Genomic DNA, 16,748 nt, shown 5'->3' with positions numbered 1-16,748 from the left:
CGCACGCGCCCACCCGGGGCGTGCACTCGCTGTGGGCGCGAACTGCCGCTGCGGCACGGGCGGTGTCGCGGCTGCTGCCTGCAGTTACACCTACAACAGGACGCCATGACAGGGCAGCAGCCGTACACCCAGGTGTGGATTGCCGACCCACTGCCCGGCGGCCTGCGGCCCACGCGCAACGATCCCGACGGCCGACCCGAGGAACGCCGCGCCCGGCCCGGCCGCCTCCGGCCGGTGCGTGCTCCCTGCGCTCTCATCGCGCAGCCGACTCTTCCGCACCAGCAACTGCTGTTTGCGATGCCACGGGACTGGTCAGCACTGGTGGACATCGACCGGCGCACCGGCTGCTTGCCGGAACTGAGCTCTGCTGCCCGGCAGTTGGTCAGCTTCTTCGACCGCATGACGAGGGAACAGCACTGGACCAAAGTGGCACGGTGGATGAACCGGCGCACGCTCACGATCCTCGTGTCGTGGCTCGGGGCGGATGCCCCCGTCCTGGAGAGCGACGTTTATGACCTCGCACGGGCAGACGTCAATCTGGCGGCCAAGCGGGTCTGCCAGTTCCTCAAAGGCCGCGGCCTGCTCATCGAAGATCCCGGGCTGTACCAGGACCGCGACCAGAGGTGGATCAACCAGGTCCTCGCCGCCCTGCCGCCAGTGATCAGCAGCGAACTGCGGATCTGGGTGTCCGTCCTGCGCGGAGAGGGACGACGTGAACACGAGGCCATCAGCTACTGGGCCATCCGCCACTACCTCTTCGCCCTCCGGCCGGTCCTGGACCAGTGGATCGCCGAGGGCGTCACGCGCCTGCGGGAGATCACCGCAACGCAGGTCAGACAGAGTGTCAGTGCTGTCCCCGGCAGCAGGGGCCGCAATCTCCTGATCGCCCTGCGGAGCCTGTTCCGTGCCCTGAAACAGGAGCGGCTCGTCTTCCGCGATCCCACCCGCGGCCTGGTCCTCGCCGAGGTCGAGAACCTGCCGCAGCCGATCCCCACAGACCGACTCAAAGGGCTGCTGGAGCACGCGCGGGGCGCGTTCGGGAGACTCGTGCTGGCCCTCGCCGCGGTGCACGCTCTGCCTCCACAGGAGATCACCCGGCTGCTGGTAGCTGATCTGGATCTGGCCCGGGGGCGGCTGGACGTCGGTGGTGGCCCCCGGCGCCACACTCTCCACTTGGAAGACCTGACATACCGTCTCGCCGCCGAATGGCTCACCGAGCGTCATCGACGCTGGCCGCACTCCGCCAACCCTCACCTGCTGGTCAGCCAGCAGACCGCGCTGGACACCCATCACCCGACCGTCGGTGTCAAAACCCTGAAAGGAGCATGCCCCTCCCTGGAACTGTCCTTGTGGCAACTACGCGAGGACCGCAGCCTCGACGAAGCCCGCCTCACGGCAGACCCCCTCCACCTGATACGGCTGTTCGGGATCAGCACCGGCGCCGCGATGCGCTACATCGCTGCCGCTCATCCAGAAAAGTGTGTCCGCCCACTTCGTTGAGCACCCCTTTCGAGTGCCCGGCCCACACGCTGAGCTGCCGCACCGTCCGCCGCTGCGGCTCAATCACCGCTCCGGTCGATCTCGATCCGTCGAAGCGACGGCACCAGCATCGCCGCCGCTGCCACCCCGCCGCCGGTGACGGCAACCGCCGCTGTCCCGAACACCGCGGCGAGACCCCGCCGGCAGAACGCGCTCACCGACATCCTCACCGGCTGCCCGAACGGCCCCGTCGAAGTCATCCTCGCCCGCTGAACGGACCTGTGGGGTGACGGCCGGCGGGAAACAGAACGCCAGATGTCTCCCTCACCCCGACCGAGACCATGCCTGACCAGCAGGAATCAAACGACCACGTTCAGTTGGGGTGCGGCTGCTCAGTCCATTCCGCGCTTTCCGGGCGTCCAGAAGGGCTTGGTGACGATGTCGCGGCGGTTCCAGCCGCGGTCGTTGACGAGATGACCGCGGATCATCTGGATGGTGCGGGCCTCGCCGGCCAGATATGCGGCGCCCGGAGTGTCGGGCAGGTCGAGGGCAGCGACGGCGTCGACGAGCTGCCCGGAGGAGGCCGCAGGCGTTCCGTGGCGTGCGATCCGGGTCAGGGGCCGGGGCAGGTCGATGTGGTCGACCTCGGTGGTGGCCTGGTGGACGCCGAAGACGGGAACGTCGTCAGGCAACGCGCGCAACAGTGAGCCGAAGCCGGCTGCGGCTGTCTCTTCACCGGCGAAGAGGTGCCAGTGGGCATCGGACTTGAGGCGGATCGCCCGGGGGTCGCGCATGAACGCCACATACTGCCCGGGACGGGCGGCTTCGGCCCATCGGAGGCCGATGCTGTCGGGGGTGCCGTGGTCGAACAGGACGACGTCGATCCACCCCTGGTTGGGATCGGCGTTCCAGACGCTGTAGGTACGCAGTGTGAGCATGCTTCCGATCCGCACCCGGATGTGGTCGCCGGGCTGCCAGTTCAGACCAGCCAGTTTGGGTCCGGTCAGCCGCATCCGCATGGAGGTGGGCGTGAGCTCTTCGATTTCCTCGATACGGCCGCCGGGTAGCAGCCGTCGGCTCAGGTCGAATCGACCGCTGCCGGATGAGGGATCGTCAATGTGGTTCATCGTTCGCCTGCCTTGGCCAGTTGCTGGTCACCGGGATTGGTTATGGAGCTCGCGAGGTGCGGGCGGTGTCGGTTCTCTCCCTCGATGTCGACGTTGGGCAGGATGCGGTCGAGCCACCTCGGCAACCACCAGGCCTTGTCGCCCATGAGATACAGAAGGGCGGGGATGAGGCACATCCGTACGACGAAGGCATCGAAGATGACTGCCACCGCCAGGCCGAAGCCCATCGACTTGACCATCGTGTCTGCCATGAAGATGAAGCCGGAGAACACCGCCGTCATGATCAGCGCCGCAGCGGTCACCACGCGCGCCGAGTTGCGGAATCCGTCCCTCACGGCTTCTTGCGGTGAGGCGCCGTGGACAAGGGCCTCGCGGATACGGGTCACCAGGAAGACCTGGTAGTCCATCGCGAGACCGAACACCACGCCGATGAGGAAGATCGGCAGAAAACTGACGATCGGCTGGCCCGGGAACCACCCGAAGGCACTCTTCTGGAACACGGCGACCATGGCGCCGAGCGTGGCCAGGATCGAGAGCAGGAACCCGAAGGTGGCGGTCAGCGGCACCAGGATCGAACGGAACACCAAGACCAGCAACAAGAACGCGAGCCCGATGACGATGCCGAGGTAGGGCACCAATGCGCTGCTGAGCTTGGCTGAGATGTCATCCTGCACGGCCGCGGTTCCGGTGACGCCGATGGTGACCCCGGTCTGCTTCTCAATGGCCGCGGTGTCACGTAGGTCGCTCAGCAGGTTCTCGGATGCGACCGACTCCGGGCCGGCAGCGGACTGGACCAGCACCATCGCGCCGTTCTTGCTCGTGCCGACCAGGGCTGCATGGGCGACGTTGTCCTGTCCGGCAGCCCACGCGGTGACCTGGTCATATGCGCGCTGCCGCTGCGCGGGCGTGCCGTCACGGCCATCGACGACGACCAGCAGGGGAGAGAGCTTGCCGGGACCGAACGACTCGGTGATGAGGTCGGAAGCCTTGCGCGCGGTGGTGTCCGTTGGAGCAGTGGAGTCGCCTGGCAGTCCCATACGGATGTCCTTGAAGGGCAATGCCATCGCCCCGAGGCCGATCACCACGATCAGAATCCACGCGAGGGGTGCCCTGGCCACGATGCGTGCCCAGCGCACACCGTGGTTGAGGACCTTGCCGGACTGGTCACGGGCCGGGACGTAGCGGCGGAACGGTCCGCCGAAGATCTTCGACTTCAACATGCCGCCGACGGCCGGGATCAGGGTCAGGGCGACCAGGATCGAGATGGCGACGGTTGCGGTGGCGCCCAAGCTCATAGCGGTGAGAAACCCGATGCCCACGACGCCGAGCGCGACCAGGGCGATGATGACGGTCAGGCCGGCGAACACGACCGCCGAGCCCGCGGTGCCTACCGCGATGCCCATGGCTTCCTCGCGGTCTTGAGTATGCTGGAGTTCACTGCGGTAGCGGGCGAGGATGAACAATGCGTAGTCGATGCCAACGGCAAGGCCGAGCATTGTAGCCAGGATCGTGGTCGTGTCTGGTACGTCGACGAACGCGGTCAGCGCAGTGATGCCCAGGACGCCAAGACCAACGCCGACACCTGCCGTGACGACCGGCATGCCGGCCGAGACCAGCGAACCGAAGGTCAGAGCGAGGATGACCAGCGCGACACCGATGCCGATGATTTCGGGGGTGCTGCTCGGGGCGGACATAGTGTCCATCCCAGGTCCCGAGACCTCAACTTGCAGACCCGCGCTGCGTGCGTTGCTCAGGATGTCGATGACCTCGGCCCTCATAGCAGGTGTCACGTCCGCCACCTCGGGGACGTCGAAGGCGAAGTCGATCGTGCCCACCCGGCCATCGGTCGAGATCGGCAGGGTCGCGGCGAGCCGCTCCGGCGAGTTTCCTGCTGCCTGACGGAGGGCGGCAGCGGCTTCGACCGGGCCGGCAACCGGGCCTGGGACGTGCTCCAGGGCGGCAACATCGCTCACCAGACGGGCGATGTCACTCGAGTATGGCTCCTCAGCCAACCTCGAGCCCTTTGGTGCGGCAACAACGATCGTCATCGTCGGTGCCTCGACATCCTGCGCGCCAGGGAAGAGTTTCTGTTGGAGTTCGGCGGCCCGCATGGAGGGGATGCCCGGAATAGCGAAGCTGCTCGTCATCGGCTTGGAGAACGCGCCAGCGACAGCACCGACACCTACCAGGGCGATCAGCCACCCGGTCAGGAAGACCGGCCAGCGGCGGTATGCGGTTTTACCGAGACGGTAGAGAAGAGTTGCCATGTCTCGACCGTAGGATGGCCTTCATGCGTATGGCGGTCAATCAATACCCCGCAGCAGCCAGCCCAGCGGATGGGGACGCCCCGGTGTCACCGATACTGAGCATCGACCGCGGCAGCTCAGATCAATTCGAACAAGTCATCGAGACGCACGCCCATCCCGAACCCAAGTTGATCTGGTCCGTGAGCGCGACGGCCACGGTCACCGCCGCAGCGCGCGATTGGCTCATCCCGCCCGGGTACGGACTGTGGATCCCTGGCGCGGTCGAACACAGTGGGGCGGTGTTGCGTGCCGGCGAGGGGTCCGCCGTCGCCTTCTCCCCGGATCGCTGCCCGATTGCCTGGACCCAGCCGACAGGCGTTGCGGTCGGGCCGCTGCTGCGCGAGCTCATCGCGCACCTTCACTTGGCAAGCCCTCATGATCCGAGTCGACTGCACGCCGAAGCTCTCATGTTCGCTCTGCTCGTCGCACTGCCCACCCATGACCTCCACGTGGCTATGCCAACAGACCCACGAATGCGGGCCATCGCGGAACGGCTCATCGCAGACCCGGCGGATCAGCGTGAACTTGCCGCCTGGGCCGATCATGTCCACGCCAGCGTCAGAACGCTGTCACGGCTCTTTCCCAGTGAGACCGGGCTCAGTTTCGCCCGCTGGCGTACTCAGGTCCGCATCCGGGCGGCGATCCAACTGCTCGCCGACGGAGCATCGGTCAACACCACGGCCCGGGCCGTCGGCTACCGCAAACCCAGCGCCTTCATCAGCGCCTTCCGCCGCGTCACCGGCCACACGCCCGGCACCTACATCCGCCCTGACTGACCTCGGCGGTCAAGGTCCGGCGTCGAACGCGGCGCGAACGTTGCCGCAGTTGAGCGGAGGTAAAGGCGGCTTTTGCCTGATCCTGAGCTCCGTCACAGAGTGGATCGGCGCGAACCATCACCCAGACGTGGTAGCGGCTTCCGAACACTGACCGAGCCGGGGGTGTCGACGGTCTCGTATTTCCCCATGCGGAACTCCGTGGGAAGGCGATCTCCCTGGAGGGCAGATCGCCCCTTGGCCACAGGATTTCGTCACTGCCCTGACCTGCACTGAACCGGACTTGGTAGCGACGCTGAGCAGCGAACGAGTCTCTTGGTCACGATCTTGATGGCATGTGAACCCGCGTGTCACCGTCCTCAAATCATGCCGTCCTCGGGAGAGTTGAACCGTGAAGTGGCTTCAGAATCGCGGAACCCGCGCGCTTTCAACCGATCCAAGTCCGACCAGGACCCGGCCACCTGGCAGCCGCCCGCGGAGGGCTACCGCTGCACGTACGCCACCGACTGGATCGCCGTCAAAACCCGATGGGACCTCACCGTCGAACCCACCGAACAGGCCGCCCTCACCCAAGTCCTCGACACCTGCCCGGACACGATCCTCGAGGTCACCCGAGCCCGCTGAGTCCCTCAGCGCGCGCCTGCCAAATCGCGCATTGGATCGCTCTAAAAGGCTGATCGCGCTCGTGGCGTAGCAGGGCCGGCGCCGCTTGCACGATGCCGACAGCGTGCTGAGACTCGTCTTCTGCCCAGCAGGAGAAGTTGGGTTCCTCTGGTGCGGTGGCGGGCGCGGCGTCCCCTCAGATTTTGCTGTGCCCGCCGGCTCGCGGCGGGCACCCGCCACGAGCGCCGCGCTGCGAGACGGCCGCGGACTCATTCCTCCAGTGGTGAGGCCGCTCCAGCCTGCGCGTACAGGGCCCGGACCTCGTCGGCAAGGCCAGTGTGGTCCGGCAGGTCGATGTCGAGGGCATGGCCGATGAGGCCGAACAGGCCGTACACGAGCCGGTCGTAGGTCACCGGCAGGAGCAGCCCCTGGGGTGGCCGGGCGTCCTCCCCGAGCTCGGGCTGCGAGCGGGCGTGGTACTCGGCCAACGCGCGCTGGTGTGCGAGGTAGGTGGCCACCGCATCATGCAGCCGGTCCGGCCACGGCATGCGGACCGGCGGCGGAGCGGGCTGGCCCTCGAAGACGGCGCGCGCATTGGCCTTTTGATGCGCCTTTCGGGCCGCTTCGGAGACGTCGGCTCGCTCCTGCAGGCTGTCCACAGCGTCCAGGCGCAGCGCCAGGGAGATGATCGGGGTGGCGTGCGTGGTGGCCCAGGTGTGCTCGGCGCGGCGGGCGCGGCGGGTGCGGGCGGCCTCCACGCGTTCGGCCTGGGTCCTGTCCTGGTCGTCGGAGGCATCATCGACGTCGTCGCGCAGTTGGAGGTAACGGCGCTCGGCGGCCTGCCGGCTCTTGAGTTCCTGGGCGTCGGCGATCCGGCGCCAGGTGATGTTGAGCGCACGGGCCGCGCCGATCAGGCGCCGCTCGTCCAGGAGGAGCTTGTCACGCAGGGTGCGGATGACGAGGAGGGCGGCGAGCACGCTGGTTTCGTCGATGGTCGGATCCCGGTAGCGGATCCGCTGGATCAGTTCGTCGTATTTGGCGGCCACACCGGTCAGGTCGCGGTCTGCGGGCCTGAACTCGCGGCTGGCGGCCAGGGCCAGCTCGCCGGCCCATTCGTCGGGATCGCCCTCCGGCTGGGTGTGTAAATGCCGCCATGCCGCGGCGCGATTTATTTCTTCAGGTTGACTTGACTGCGTCGTCTTAATGACGACGCTTTTTGTCGTCCGTCGGACGACGCTTTCTCGAGAAGGCATACGTGTATCCCTGGTGAAGTCTGGCAAAGGTCAGCGAGGCTCTTCTGGGCGGACTGAAGCGTCCGGGACGCGGGCCGTCGAACGGTGCCGGCGGAAGGCGCGTATGACGGCCGCGACCGCCGCGCCAGTGGCCAACACGAGCACTCCGGCAAGGTACTGAGGCCACACTTCATGTAAAGCGCTCTGCATCATGGCAGGTCAACGCACATGCGTACTGCACGCGCGCGGGTCTCCTCTCAGGAAGAAGGCCTTCGGCACGGCATAGCGCCGACGAAGAACCGCGACGGAGACGCGCTAAGCCGCGCCCCGGGCACACAACGCTTCCGCGCGCCCGCGCACGGCGGGGCGCACAGGCGGCCGTGTCCCTCGCTATTCATACGGTCGGCTATCTCAAGCCGGACACCCGATTCAAAGAGCGCCACCCTTCGCCACCCCCAGACAGGAGGATCGCCAGCTTTCGCCACCCATGGAAGGAAGCATTCCGGCCGGGAAAGCAGGAGGCTCCCTCACGCGACTGCGTCGCCGGAAGGGATCTCGCCCGTCCGGCACGACATCGGCTTCATCCCTGGGGAACCGAACAGCGTGCTGCATGCTTTCCACGGCTGTGCGCCACACCCGGACTTCCACCAGAGCACGTCCCACTCGCGCACCCGCCTGGCAACCACCCTCGCACCATCACCACGGGTGGCTGTCTGGCGGGAGGCTGCTCACGTGAAGGTCTGCGCGCCCGGCGGCGGGCGCGTGGCGGCGCAGTCCCGGCTGAACCGATTGGCCTCCAAAGCCGACCCGGTCCGCTTATGCAGCCAGAACCCGTACACCGGCGACTCCATCTGCTCCCGCGTCAGGGTAAGCCGCCATCGACCTCCGCTGCACGCAGCCGCCCACACCTGCTCTGCAAGACCCGGCGCAGCGGCGTCCTCAGCCGGCCAGCCGTGCCGACGAACACCCGCAGCGCCGCCATCTGCGACGGCAGCAACTCCACCAGCCTCTGGAAGAGATCACTCCGTGTGGCGAGGACGGCTGATGACCACTCGGCCGGAACCGCAGCCCCATCGGCAGTCCCTCTCGCCCAACGACGCAGCGTACGACCAGCAAGGTCCTCGCCGAGGGCCGGGCTATCGACGATGGCCGCGGCCGCCCCTCCGCAGACTCGCAATCCGTACGCCACGAGGGGGCCCGGGTGCGCGCTGAGGAGGCGCTCCCCCACCGGGGGTAAGAAGTTGCTTTCGTGCCTGGCGATCCCCGTCGTGCTCTAGGGTTTCGCGGTGTCCCGGTGACGACTCGTCACTGGGACTGCGTCATTCCAGGGCGGAGTTTGCTCATGCGTGGTGTGCGGCCCCCAGGTAGGGGCAGGGCTGCTTCTGCGGTCCCGCGCCTGGGGTGGGCTGCCCGGCTGCGAGCCGCAGGTGCGCCAATGACGATCAGGCCTTTCCGCCGCCACGTCGTCGCGCGCATGCTGTCGTGGACCGGCTCTGCGGTGTCCCCGATCGGATTGGCCTTCGCGGTGCTCCACGTCGGTGGCGGGGCCACCGGGCTGGGCTGGGTGCTCGCGGCGGGGACGGCGCCGCAGATCCTTCTCCTGCTGGTCGGTGGCGTGGTCGCCGACCGCTGGTCGAGGGCGAGGGCGATGCTGTGGACCAATGTCGTCTCCGCCGTTGCGGAGGCAGCGGCCGCCTTGCTGCTCCTGACCGGTGCGGCGCAGGTGTGGCATCTGGTCGCCATGTCCGCGGTCTGCGGCGCGGCGTCTGCGTTTTTCATCCCGGCGGCCGGCGGAGTCGTAGTCGAGGTCGTTCCTGCCGAAGTGCGGCACCAAGTCAACGCCCTGTTGAAAGTGGGGCAGAACGTGGTGAAGGTCGGCGGCCCAGCCCTGGGGGGCCTTCTGGTGGCGGCTGTTGGCCCGAGCTGGGTCATCGGCTGGGACGCGGTGATGTTCGCGGTGGCGGCGTTGTGTGTGCGCCTGGGTCTGGGGCCTGCGAAGGCGAAGATCCGTGGTGGGTTCACGCTCGACGTGAGGCAGGGGTGGGCCGACTTCGCTTCCCGTCGCTGGCTGTGGGTGATGGTGCTGCAGGGCGCGGTGGTCGTGCCTGTGTGGCTGGCCGGCTATCAGTTGCTCGGCCCCGTCTACGGGCGTGACTATCTGGGGGGGTGCCGAAGCGTGGGGCGTCGTCGTCAGCGGGTTCACGGCAGGTCTGGTCATCGGAGCGGCGGTGGCGTTGATGTGGCGGCCGGTTCGGGTCGGGTGGGTGGTGTGCGTGGGTACCGGTTGTATGGCTTTGCCGCTGGCCGCGATGGGGCTGGCCGCCCCGGTGGTTGTGCTGGTGGTGGCGACTGCGGCTGCGGGTACGGGCCTGGCGGTGAGCATGACGGCGCGGGCGAGTCTGGTGCAGGAGCGCATCCCGTCCGGCCGGCTCAGCTGCGTCATGTCCTACGCGACTCTGGGGCAGATCGTGCCGGTGCCCCTCGGCTACCTGGCGGCCGGGCCGCTGGCGGCGGTGTTCGGGGTCCGGACGGTTCTTGGGGCCGGTGCGGTGCTGATCAGCGTGGCGATGGTGGTGCCGTTGCTGCTGTCTAAGGTCCGGGGGCTGGCGCTGCCGCCGGTCGAGCAGCCATCTGCCGGTGAGCGGGGAGCAGTGGCGGCTCCGAGGTAGAAGTTGCGGGCGGTGTGCATGGCCGCGGCGAAGTCGCGGAAGGCACGGTCTTGGGCGGCCGCGTCCCGGGCGGGTGGCTCGGCTTGTGCCGGCAGCTGCCAGGTGATGAGCAGGTGGGCCTCGATCCGGGCGGGGTCCAGGTGGTCCACGCTGCGCCGGGCGTCTGCGGCTTCGGCGGCGGCGTTTGTGGCCAGGGCGTCAGCCACGGCCAGCCCGGTGTCGAGGTCTTCGTTCAGGAGCGGTCCGGCGTCTTGCCGGGAGCCCGGCCATGCGGTCCAGGCCCCGTCCATGCGGGCGGAGCGCACCATGATGCGGATGAGGATCTCGCGGCGGTCCAGCTGGGTCTGTTCCTGGGCGGTCAGCCAGTGATCGAGCTGCTGTGAGGTGAGGTCGGCCGGGTCCCCGCCGAGGCGGGCGGCCAGGGTCTCGACGGGCTGGCCCAGGTGTGCCGGGACCCGGGGGCCTGCCACCTGTCGGCGAACGCAGGGTCGTAGATCTGCTGGTGCTGCAGCAGGGCGAGGAACGGCGGGGAACCCGGCTCGCCTGTGCGGTAGGCGGCGTTCCAGTAGTGCACGAAGCTCGTGCGCGACGGTTCCTTCTGCCAGCTCTCGTCGGCTTTTGATGTGTGAGGGGTGTCGGCGGGGATGTGCTCGGCGGCGAGTACGGCGAGCGCTTCCTGCGCGTCGTGGGGTTTTGGTCCCAGGGGTGCTCGAGCCGGTGGGTGTCGGCGCGGGCATGAGCGTCGACCAGACGCGCGTCAGCCGCCGCGGCGGCGCGGCCGAGCGCTGTCCAGGACCGGCGGGGGTAGGGCAGGGAGCGGACAAGATCGGTCAGTGCGTGCGCTTCCCTGCGGCTGATGCGGCCGGCGTCGGCCGCCCGGCGCAGCTGGGCGCGCAGGTTGACCAGGGGTTCGGGCAGGGCTGTGTCGTCAGGGCCTTGGACGAGGGCGACTTCGTCGTCAGCGTCCAGGGCACCGCTGCGGTAGTCGCGGTAGATCCGGCCGACGCCGATCATGCCGTAGGGGTGGAGTTCGGCGGCGCGCAGGGCGCCCATGCTGGAGGCGCCGACGACGGTGACGCCCTCGTCCAGGGCGGCCAGGATCTCCTTGTGCCGGATCGGCGCCAGGGTGTCGGGGTGGGCGTTGCGCAGGTGGGGCGCCCAGCCCATCGGTGCGAGGGTGTCGCTCAGAGCCGCGGTGACGGTGACCGTGGATTTGACGCTGTCGGCGTGCAGGCCTTGGAAGTCGCCGTCCTCGTAGACGACGATTGCGCCGCCGCGCGGGATGAGGCGCGGGATGCCGGTCGCTTTGCGCAGCGCCGTGAGGAACTCTTTGTCGTAGGCCAGCGCTTGGAGGGCGGGGCCTCCGTCGAGGAACGCGCAGTGCACCGGTGAGGCGAAGGAGCCGTCGCGGTGGGCGCTGGTGTGGTTGTGGATGTGGGGTGCCGCCGTCGGCAGCAGTTCGTGCGCTTCGGCCAGGAGAGCCGCGACGCGTTCGGGGGTGAGTGTGCCGGGGATCAGAACCGTCCCGGCCTCCTCCCAGTTTTCGCGGGCCGGGCTGCGGCCGGTCGTCGTTGCGGTGTCCATCGCGAACCTCCTCGGTGCGGCGCGGCTGGCGTGTCCATGGGACCGCGCCCGCTCCGAAGCGGACAGAGACGCGAGTGGGGACTTGCTGGGAGGTGGACTGGAACGGGCCTGGGTAGCGATCTGGGATGTCAGGCGGGGCGCAGCAGGTCGAGGACTGCTTGGTGGTAGACGGCGTAGACCTGGGGCAGTTCGGCGAGGTGTGCGCGTTCGTTCAGGCCGTGGAGTCCTTCGTAGGGGACTCCGAAGCCAGCGGTGGCCGCGATTCCCTGGCCGGCCAGCAGGTTGCCGATGTTCGACGGGCCGGCGGTTTTGGCGGACGGGTCGAGCCCGGCTTCCTTGGCGGCGTGGAACAACGCGGCGGCGGGCTCTTGGCCGGGCTGGAGCTGGAACGGCGGCCACACCGCGACGACTTCGACGGCGGTGGCCTTGGGGCCGGGCATGTCCCGGTCGAGGTCAGTGATCAAGTCGTGCACGAGTTGGCGGGCGTCGTCTTCGCCGAAGGCCGGGGTCAGTCGTGCGTCGATGTTCAGGACGCACAGGTCGGGCACCACGGAGAACCCTTCCCCGCTGTGGCAGGCGGTGACCGAGATCTTGGGAGGCAGCGGGAACGGCTCGCCGGCTGCGGGTGGTGGCAGAACGCATGCGTCCAGGGCCTGGATCAGCCGGGCAGCCCGGGAGATCGCGCCGGTGGTGGGGCGGCTGGAACCTGAATGGCCGGACGCGCCCGCCACCGAGACGCGCGCCCGCCACAGGCCGCGGCCGCCGACGACCACTTCGTCCATGCCCGGATAACCGATCATCACGCCGGCCGGTAGGGGGATGTCCGGGTCCGCGAGGTAGGCCAGGGCGCCGCCGAAGCCTCCGGTGTGCTCGTCGACGTCCAGCAGTACCGCCAGCCCTCCGGCTAGTTGGCCGGCCTGGGCGTGCACGTCGGCGGCGATGTGGCAGAACATGGCCGCCGCGAGTTTGGAGTCTGCTGCTCCCCGGCCCAGCAGCCAGCCGTCCCTTACCTCACCGGATGTCGGGGAGAAGGTCCAGGCGCTCTCGTCGCCGAAGGGCGCGGTGTCCACGCAGGCGTCCAGCGCCCACCACAAACCGGGCTCTGCGCCGGCGATCTCCACCAGGAGGCCGACCAGGTCTCCGCCCGGGCTGCTCAGGCGCCGGTGCGGCAGCCCGTGCTGGGACAGCCACTCCTCGAGGACGTCCAGGACCGGGCCGTAAGGGTCGAGGCCGCCGCGGGAGGGCACCCGTACCAGCCGCTGCGCCAGCTCCATCATGGACGCCGTCCGGCTCCGGGCCGCATCCACCAGATTCCTACTCACGTCTCTCCTCGCTTGCCTGCCGCTCTCTCGCCTGCTGCGAGCGCGAGCACCGCTTCGGCCGTCTCCACCGGCCGCGCCGACGCGCACGCCTCACGGCCGTGCTGAACCAGCCCGACAGCAGCCTCGCGCCCCAACAGAATCCCGCAGTCGAAACCCTCTGCGCCGTGGAACGACGGCGGCGGAACGACTGCCGCGCACTCGGAAGCCACGAAGAGCCGCTCCCTCATCCACGGCTGCTCCACGATGCCGATCCGCAGCGTCTGCGCCGCGTGACGACGCTCGCGTGGATCGCGCAGATCCAGCAGCCGCAGCAGATGGTCCGTCAGCTCCCGATGCCGCGGCGGCCCGTACAGGACGCGGTAGTGCAGCAGGTCAGGAACCTGCGCGACGGCAGTCTCGATCGCTGACAGATACGACTTCTCACGAGAACGGCTGCCCGTCACGATCAACCACTCCTGAGCCGTCACCACGACCTCGATCATGGCCTCCGTCAGATCGGCCCACCGGGTGAGCACCCGCACCACCACGGCCGTGCCGGACTCCTCCAGCGCACTGACCGACGCACCGTCCTGATGCGCGAACAACGCCTGCGACCGCTCCCGGTACAGCTGGCACAGGGCCGCCCGGTTGCCGGCGCCGGTACGATGCCTGCCGAATTCCCACCCGCTCATCAAACTGCGTCTGTCGCCCCCCCCCGTCATGGCGTTCAGCCGTTCAGCCGCGTCTTCCAACGTCCAGTTCCGCGACGTCCGAGCCAGCTTGAGCGCCGACTCATAGCCGCCTGTCTGTGCCACGCCGTCCCCCTCCCTGTCCCCGCTGAACTCCTCCCCCCGGAAGAGACAGCGGAACCAGAACCAGAACGTGGTGAGCCGTCCCTGCGACTGCCCGCCACGCCCGCCCCGTCCGCCGCCCACGGCTGTGACGTTCTGGCAGAACGGCAGGAAGACGCGCGCCGCAGCCTGCGGGCCAGCCAGTTGGATGCGGCCCGGCGAACGATCGATTAGCCAGATCCCGTCAACCACGGCGAACCCGCGCGCGGGACCACCACAGCCATCAGCTGACATGAAGGTTCCGGCTTGCCAACGCTCAGGATTCCGGGAACCCCCGCGCGTCCAACCCGTCCAAGGCAGGCAAGGACCCGGCCGATGATGATCACGGTGGTCGGGGCCGGGACGAGGAGTCGGCGTAGTGGGCAGACTCGTGATGTCAAAGAGGGTTCGTAGCGTGGGCGTGTGGTGAGAGTTCCGCGGGAGAAGCTGGCCGAGAACCCCAGGCTGTCGGAGTCCCTGGTGACACTGCTGGTGATGCGCCTGCGGGAGCGGGCACAGCCAGTCGACGGGACGGGCAGGGACGGCGGCCGGGACCTGTTCGAGTACACCGACGACGGCGAACCGGTCGTGTACGACGCGAAGTCGTTCACCGGCCGGACGAAAGCGGGACGCCGCAGGCAGGCGGAGCAGTCGCTGGCGTCGGCGGCCCGCCACCAGCCGGACACCGGATCATCCGGATCATCCGGATCATCCGGATCTGCGGACGCCAGGGCTTCCCCGAAGGTTGCACGTCGGCCCGCTTCACGATCTGCACACGACAAGAACACCTGGGGGATTTCCTCATGCGTAAGCGCCACACCCTGGCCGCAGTTGCCGCAGCGGGCACGATCGCCGTGATCGCCGCCGGACCGGCCCAGGCCACCGAGTACTCGTCCGCGCTGAAGATCAAGGGCGTCCAGTACGACGCCCCCGGCAACGACTCCAACCGGTGCACCGGCGGCAACACCAAGGACGAATACCTGACGATCAAGAACTACTCCCGCACCGCGACCGTCGACCTCAAGGGCTACGTCGTCAAGGACGCCACGGGCAACAAGTTCACCTTCACCGCCAGCCACAAGCTCGAACCCGGCGACTACGTGAAACTGCGCGGCGGCAAGGGCACCGACTCCGACGCCGGCAACCTCGTCTACCGCCAGAACTGCAACTTCATCTGGAACAACGACAAGGACACCATCAACCTGCTCAAGCCCACCGGCGCCAAAGCGGACGTCCACTCCTACACCAAGCGCGCCAACGACGCCGACGGCAACGGCTACATCAACTACCACGGCTGACAGCCAGCCCACGCTCGCATCGGCCTGACCGGGAGACCGTGACCGTCTCCTCCCGCAGGACTGGGCAGGAGGAGACGGGTTTCCGGGCCGCTCCCCCGGTGATGACCACCGCCCCGAGCCCGCGTCAAGGCGTTCGGCAACGAGAGGATTCGGCCTCCGAGGTTCGTCGGCCGCTTCGGCCTGCTCCTCGGAGCGCGCTCAGTCTGCTGCCCGCGCCGTGACCGTCGCGCGCGCCCAGCGGCCCGGCCTCGTCATGCTGGCGGCCTCCTCGTTCGCCGCGAGGGACGGAATTGACCGGCGTCTGTGGACAACTCGCAGCCGGAACGGACAGGCGGTCATCCGATTCTCGCGTTCAGCGACGGCGAGCTCTGGATGCCCGACTTCGACGTGTCATATGCGCGCGCAGGGAAGCCAGGGCATCCGTGGTCCCGGCCGAATCGCGAGGTCCAGAGGGCGGTCGGCCAACACGCCACCGCGCCCGCGATGCCGTCCAGGCCGCCGCCGAGCGCCCCGCCTGCCAACGGGCCGAGTCCGGCCGAGGCGGAGGCCCGCCCGTCGGCCCCGCCGCCCGATGCTCGGCGTACCGGCTCAGCCCGCCCTCAACCGCTCCCGCGAGTCGAACAGCCTCACCCCCGTGCTCGGCCAGGGGAACTCCATCCACTCGGTGACCGCCCGCGCGTAGTTCTCCCACGGACTCGGCGCCGACGTCCCGCCGGACGGGAGCTCCGCAGCCGCGGTTCGCCCCGCCGTCGGACGCGGGGTGGCCGGACCGTGCCCCAAGCACAGGTCGGCGTCGACGAGCACGACCGGCGCTGATGCTCTGTGGGTGCCAGGCAGATACGCAGCGCATCGGTGACCTTGCCGACCTGCCGCAAGCATCCACGCTGGCATGTCTGCGGCAGTGGGCACTTCGTGCCGGGCCGGGAATGGGGCGGCGGGAGCGGTTGTTCCATATCACGAACATGACATGCGCCGGTCAATATCGGCGGTGTAGGCGAAAGGAAGGCCTCATGGCACGCAACACCGTGCGTCCCGTCGTGACCCTGAAGTCGACGGCCGGGACCGGCGTCACCTACGTGACGCGCAAGAACCGCAGCAACGACCCCGACCGGCTCGTCCTGCGCAAGTACGACCCGCTCGCCGGAAAGCACGTCCCCTTCCGCGAGCAGCGCTGAACCACGCCTCCGCCCTGGGCGGACGGCCATGAGGAACGAGACCCCATGAGGCCGCGCATTCACCCCGACTCCCGGCAGGTCGCGTTTCGCGATCGCGCCGCAAACGCCCTATTCCTTGCCCGCTCCACAGCGACCTCGGCTGAGACGATCGAGTGGGAGGACGGCAACACCTACCCGCTGATCGATGTCGAGATCTCGTCAGCGAGTCATCCGTTCTACACCGGGGCCTCGCGGGTCGTGGACACCGCCGGCCGAGTGGGGCGCTTCGAGCGCCGCCCAGGGCGTCACGCTGGCCTCCCTGCACTCGGCCAAGGGCCTGGAGTGGGATGTCGTCTTCCTGGTCGGCGTCGCCGAGGGCATGATGCCGATCA

13 protein-coding genes and 3 pseudogenes are annotated in these 16,748 nt (G+C 68.6%); 8 read left to right on the top strand and 8 right to left on the bottom strand.

Annotated features, from left to right (window positions below; all coding sequences use genetic code 11):
• Window positions 1-105 precede the first annotated feature (105 nt).
• Window positions 106-1,500: a hypothetical protein gene (locus ACWD4O_RS46185; protein ID WP_451289089.1), complete on the top strand. Its 1,395-nt coding sequence runs from the start codon at window positions 106-108 to the stop codon at window positions 1,498-1,500.
• Window positions 1,501-1,871: 371 nt separating this feature from the next.
• Here the strand turns inward: ACWD4O_RS46185 and ACWD4O_RS46180 are convergent, their stop codons facing one another.
• Complete coding sequence (locus ACWD4O_RS46180) at window positions 1,872-2,606, bottom strand: siderophore-interacting protein (RefSeq protein ID WP_451289088.1); 735 nt, start codon at window positions 2,604-2,606, stop codon at window positions 1,872-1,874.
• Window positions 2,603-4,873, bottom strand: a complete 2,271-nt coding sequence (locus ACWD4O_RS46175; protein WP_451289087.1) for an MMPL family transporter — start codon at window positions 4,871-4,873, stop codon at window positions 2,603-2,605. Before ACWD4O_RS46175 ends, ACWD4O_RS46180 begins: the two co-directional genes overlap by 4 nt.
• Before the next feature lie 23 nt (window positions 4,874-4,896).
• On the opposite strand from ACWD4O_RS46175, the gene ACWD4O_RS46170 reads away from it, so the two are divergent.
• Window positions 4,897-5,688 (top strand): AraC family transcriptional regulator, encoded by a 792-nt coding sequence (locus ACWD4O_RS46170; RefSeq protein WP_451289086.1) that lies wholly within the window; start codon window positions 4,897-4,899, stop codon window positions 5,686-5,688.
• Window positions 5,689-6,081: 393 nt separating this feature from the next.
• Entirely contained in the window at window positions 6,082-6,309 is a 228-nt protein-coding gene (locus ACWD4O_RS46165) for a hypothetical protein (protein ID WP_451289085.1), read from the top strand.
• A gap of 248 nt (window positions 6,310-6,557) precedes the next feature.
• On the opposite strand, the gene ACWD4O_RS46160 is transcribed toward ACWD4O_RS46165, so the two are convergent.
• Both ACWD4O_RS46160 and ACWD4O_RS46155 read right to left on the bottom strand, forming a co-directional pair.
• Window positions 6,558-7,541 (bottom strand): hypothetical protein, encoded by a 984-nt coding sequence (locus tag ACWD4O_RS46160; protein ID WP_451289084.1) that lies wholly within the window; start codon window positions 7,539-7,541, stop codon window positions 6,558-6,560.
• Window positions 7,542-8,248: 707 nt separating this feature from the next.
• A complete protein-coding gene (locus tag ACWD4O_RS46155; RefSeq protein WP_451289083.1) occupies window positions 8,249-8,371 on the bottom strand; it encodes a DUF6417 family protein in 123 nt (40 codons plus the stop codon).
• A 491-nt stretch (window positions 8,372-8,862) separates the two neighbouring features.
• Between ACWD4O_RS46155 and ACWD4O_RS46150 the strand changes: the two genes are divergently transcribed.
• Window positions 8,863-10,113: an MFS transporter gene (locus ACWD4O_RS46150; protein ID WP_451289082.1), complete on the top strand. Its 1,251-nt coding sequence runs from the start codon at window positions 8,863-8,865 to the stop codon at window positions 10,111-10,113.
• On the opposite strand, the gene ACWD4O_RS46145 is transcribed toward ACWD4O_RS46150, so the two are convergent.
• The 4 genes and pseudogenes from ACWD4O_RS46145 to ACWD4O_RS46130 form a co-directional block, all read right to left on the bottom strand.
• Entirely contained in the window at window positions 10,006-10,659 is a 654-nt protein-coding gene (locus tag ACWD4O_RS46145) for a hypothetical protein (protein WP_451289104.1), read from the bottom strand. The genes ACWD4O_RS46150 and ACWD4O_RS46145 overlap by 108 nt on opposite strands.
• Before the next feature lie 382 nt (window positions 10,660-11,041).
• Window positions 11,042-11,356: pseudogene (locus ACWD4O_RS46140) on the bottom strand (TfuA-like protein); the annotation flags it as partial.
• 545 nt (window positions 11,357-11,901) lie between these two features.
• A complete protein-coding gene (locus tag ACWD4O_RS46135; protein ID WP_451289081.1) occupies window positions 11,902-13,095 on the bottom strand; it encodes a M20 family metallopeptidase in 1,194 nt (397 codons plus the stop codon).
• Window positions 13,092-14,159: an XRE family transcriptional regulator gene (locus ACWD4O_RS46130; RefSeq protein WP_451289080.1), complete on the bottom strand. Its 1,068-nt coding sequence runs from the start codon at window positions 14,157-14,159 to the stop codon at window positions 13,092-13,094. The genes ACWD4O_RS46135 and ACWD4O_RS46130 overlap by 4 nt, the downstream gene beginning before the upstream one ends.
• Before the next feature lie 548 nt (window positions 14,160-14,707).
• On the opposite strand from ACWD4O_RS46130, the gene ACWD4O_RS46125 reads away from it, so the two are divergent.
• The 4 genes and pseudogenes from ACWD4O_RS46125 to ACWD4O_RS46110 form a co-directional block, all read left to right on the top strand.
• Window positions 14,708-15,202: a lamin tail domain-containing protein gene (locus ACWD4O_RS46125; protein ID WP_451289079.1), complete on the top strand. Its 495-nt coding sequence runs from the start codon at window positions 14,708-14,710 to the stop codon at window positions 15,200-15,202.
• A gap of 1,010 nt (window positions 15,203-16,212) precedes the next feature.
• Window positions 16,213-16,377, top strand: coding sequence for a 50S ribosomal protein L33 (gene rpmG, locus ACWD4O_RS46120; RefSeq protein ID WP_451289078.1), 165 nt, complete (start codon window positions 16,213-16,215; stop codon window positions 16,375-16,377).
• Window positions 16,378-16,422: 45 nt separating this feature from the next.
• Window positions 16,423-16,668 (top strand): annotated as a pseudogene (locus tag ACWD4O_RS46115) (type B 50S ribosomal protein L31); the annotation flags it as partial.
• Window positions 16,655-16,748 (top strand): annotated as a pseudogene (locus tag ACWD4O_RS46110) (3'-5' exonuclease); the annotation flags it as partial. The pseudogenes ACWD4O_RS46115 and ACWD4O_RS46110, both read left to right, overlap by 14 nt.

The sequence above is a fragment of the Streptomyces sp. NPDC002623 genome, from assembly GCF_053592635.1.
Note: the sequence above shows the minus strand (reverse complement) of the source record. Positions and strands in the feature narration are given on the sequence as shown.

Coding starts and splice junctions, on each gene's coding strand:
- ACWD4O_RS46185 (WP_451289089.1), top strand. CDS start 106: ATGACAGGGCAGCAGCCGTACACCCAGGTGTGGATTGCCGACCCACTG.
- ACWD4O_RS46180 (WP_451289088.1), bottom strand. CDS start 2,606: ATGAACCACATTGACGATCCCTCATCCGGCAGCGGTCGATTCGACCTG.
- ACWD4O_RS46175 (WP_451289087.1), bottom strand. CDS start 4,873: ATGGCAACTCTTCTCTACCGTCTCGGTAAAACCGCATACCGCCGCTGG.
- ACWD4O_RS46170 (WP_451289086.1), top strand. CDS start 4,897: ATGCGTATGGCGGTCAATCAATACCCCGCAGCAGCCAGCCCAGCGGAT.
- ACWD4O_RS46160 (WP_451289084.1), bottom strand. CDS start 7,541: ATGCCTTCTCGAGAAAGCGTCGTCCGACGGACGACAAAAAGCGTCGTC.
- ACWD4O_RS46155 (WP_451289083.1), bottom strand. CDS start 8,371: ATGGAGTCGCCGGTGTACGGGTTCTGGCTGCATAAGCGGACCGGGTCG.
- ACWD4O_RS46150 (WP_451289082.1), top strand. CDS start 8,863: ATGCGTGGTGTGCGGCCCCCAGGTAGGGGCAGGGCTGCTTCTGCGGTC.
- ACWD4O_RS46130 (WP_451289080.1), bottom strand. CDS start 14,159: ATGTCAGCTGATGGCTGTGGTGGTCCCGCGCGCGGGTTCGCCGTGGTT.
- ACWD4O_RS46125 (WP_451289079.1), top strand. CDS start 14,708: ATGCGTAAGCGCCACACCCTGGCCGCAGTTGCCGCAGCGGGCACGATC.
- rpmG (WP_451289078.1), top strand. CDS start 16,213: ATGGCACGCAACACCGTGCGTCCCGTCGTGACCCTGAAGTCGACGGCC.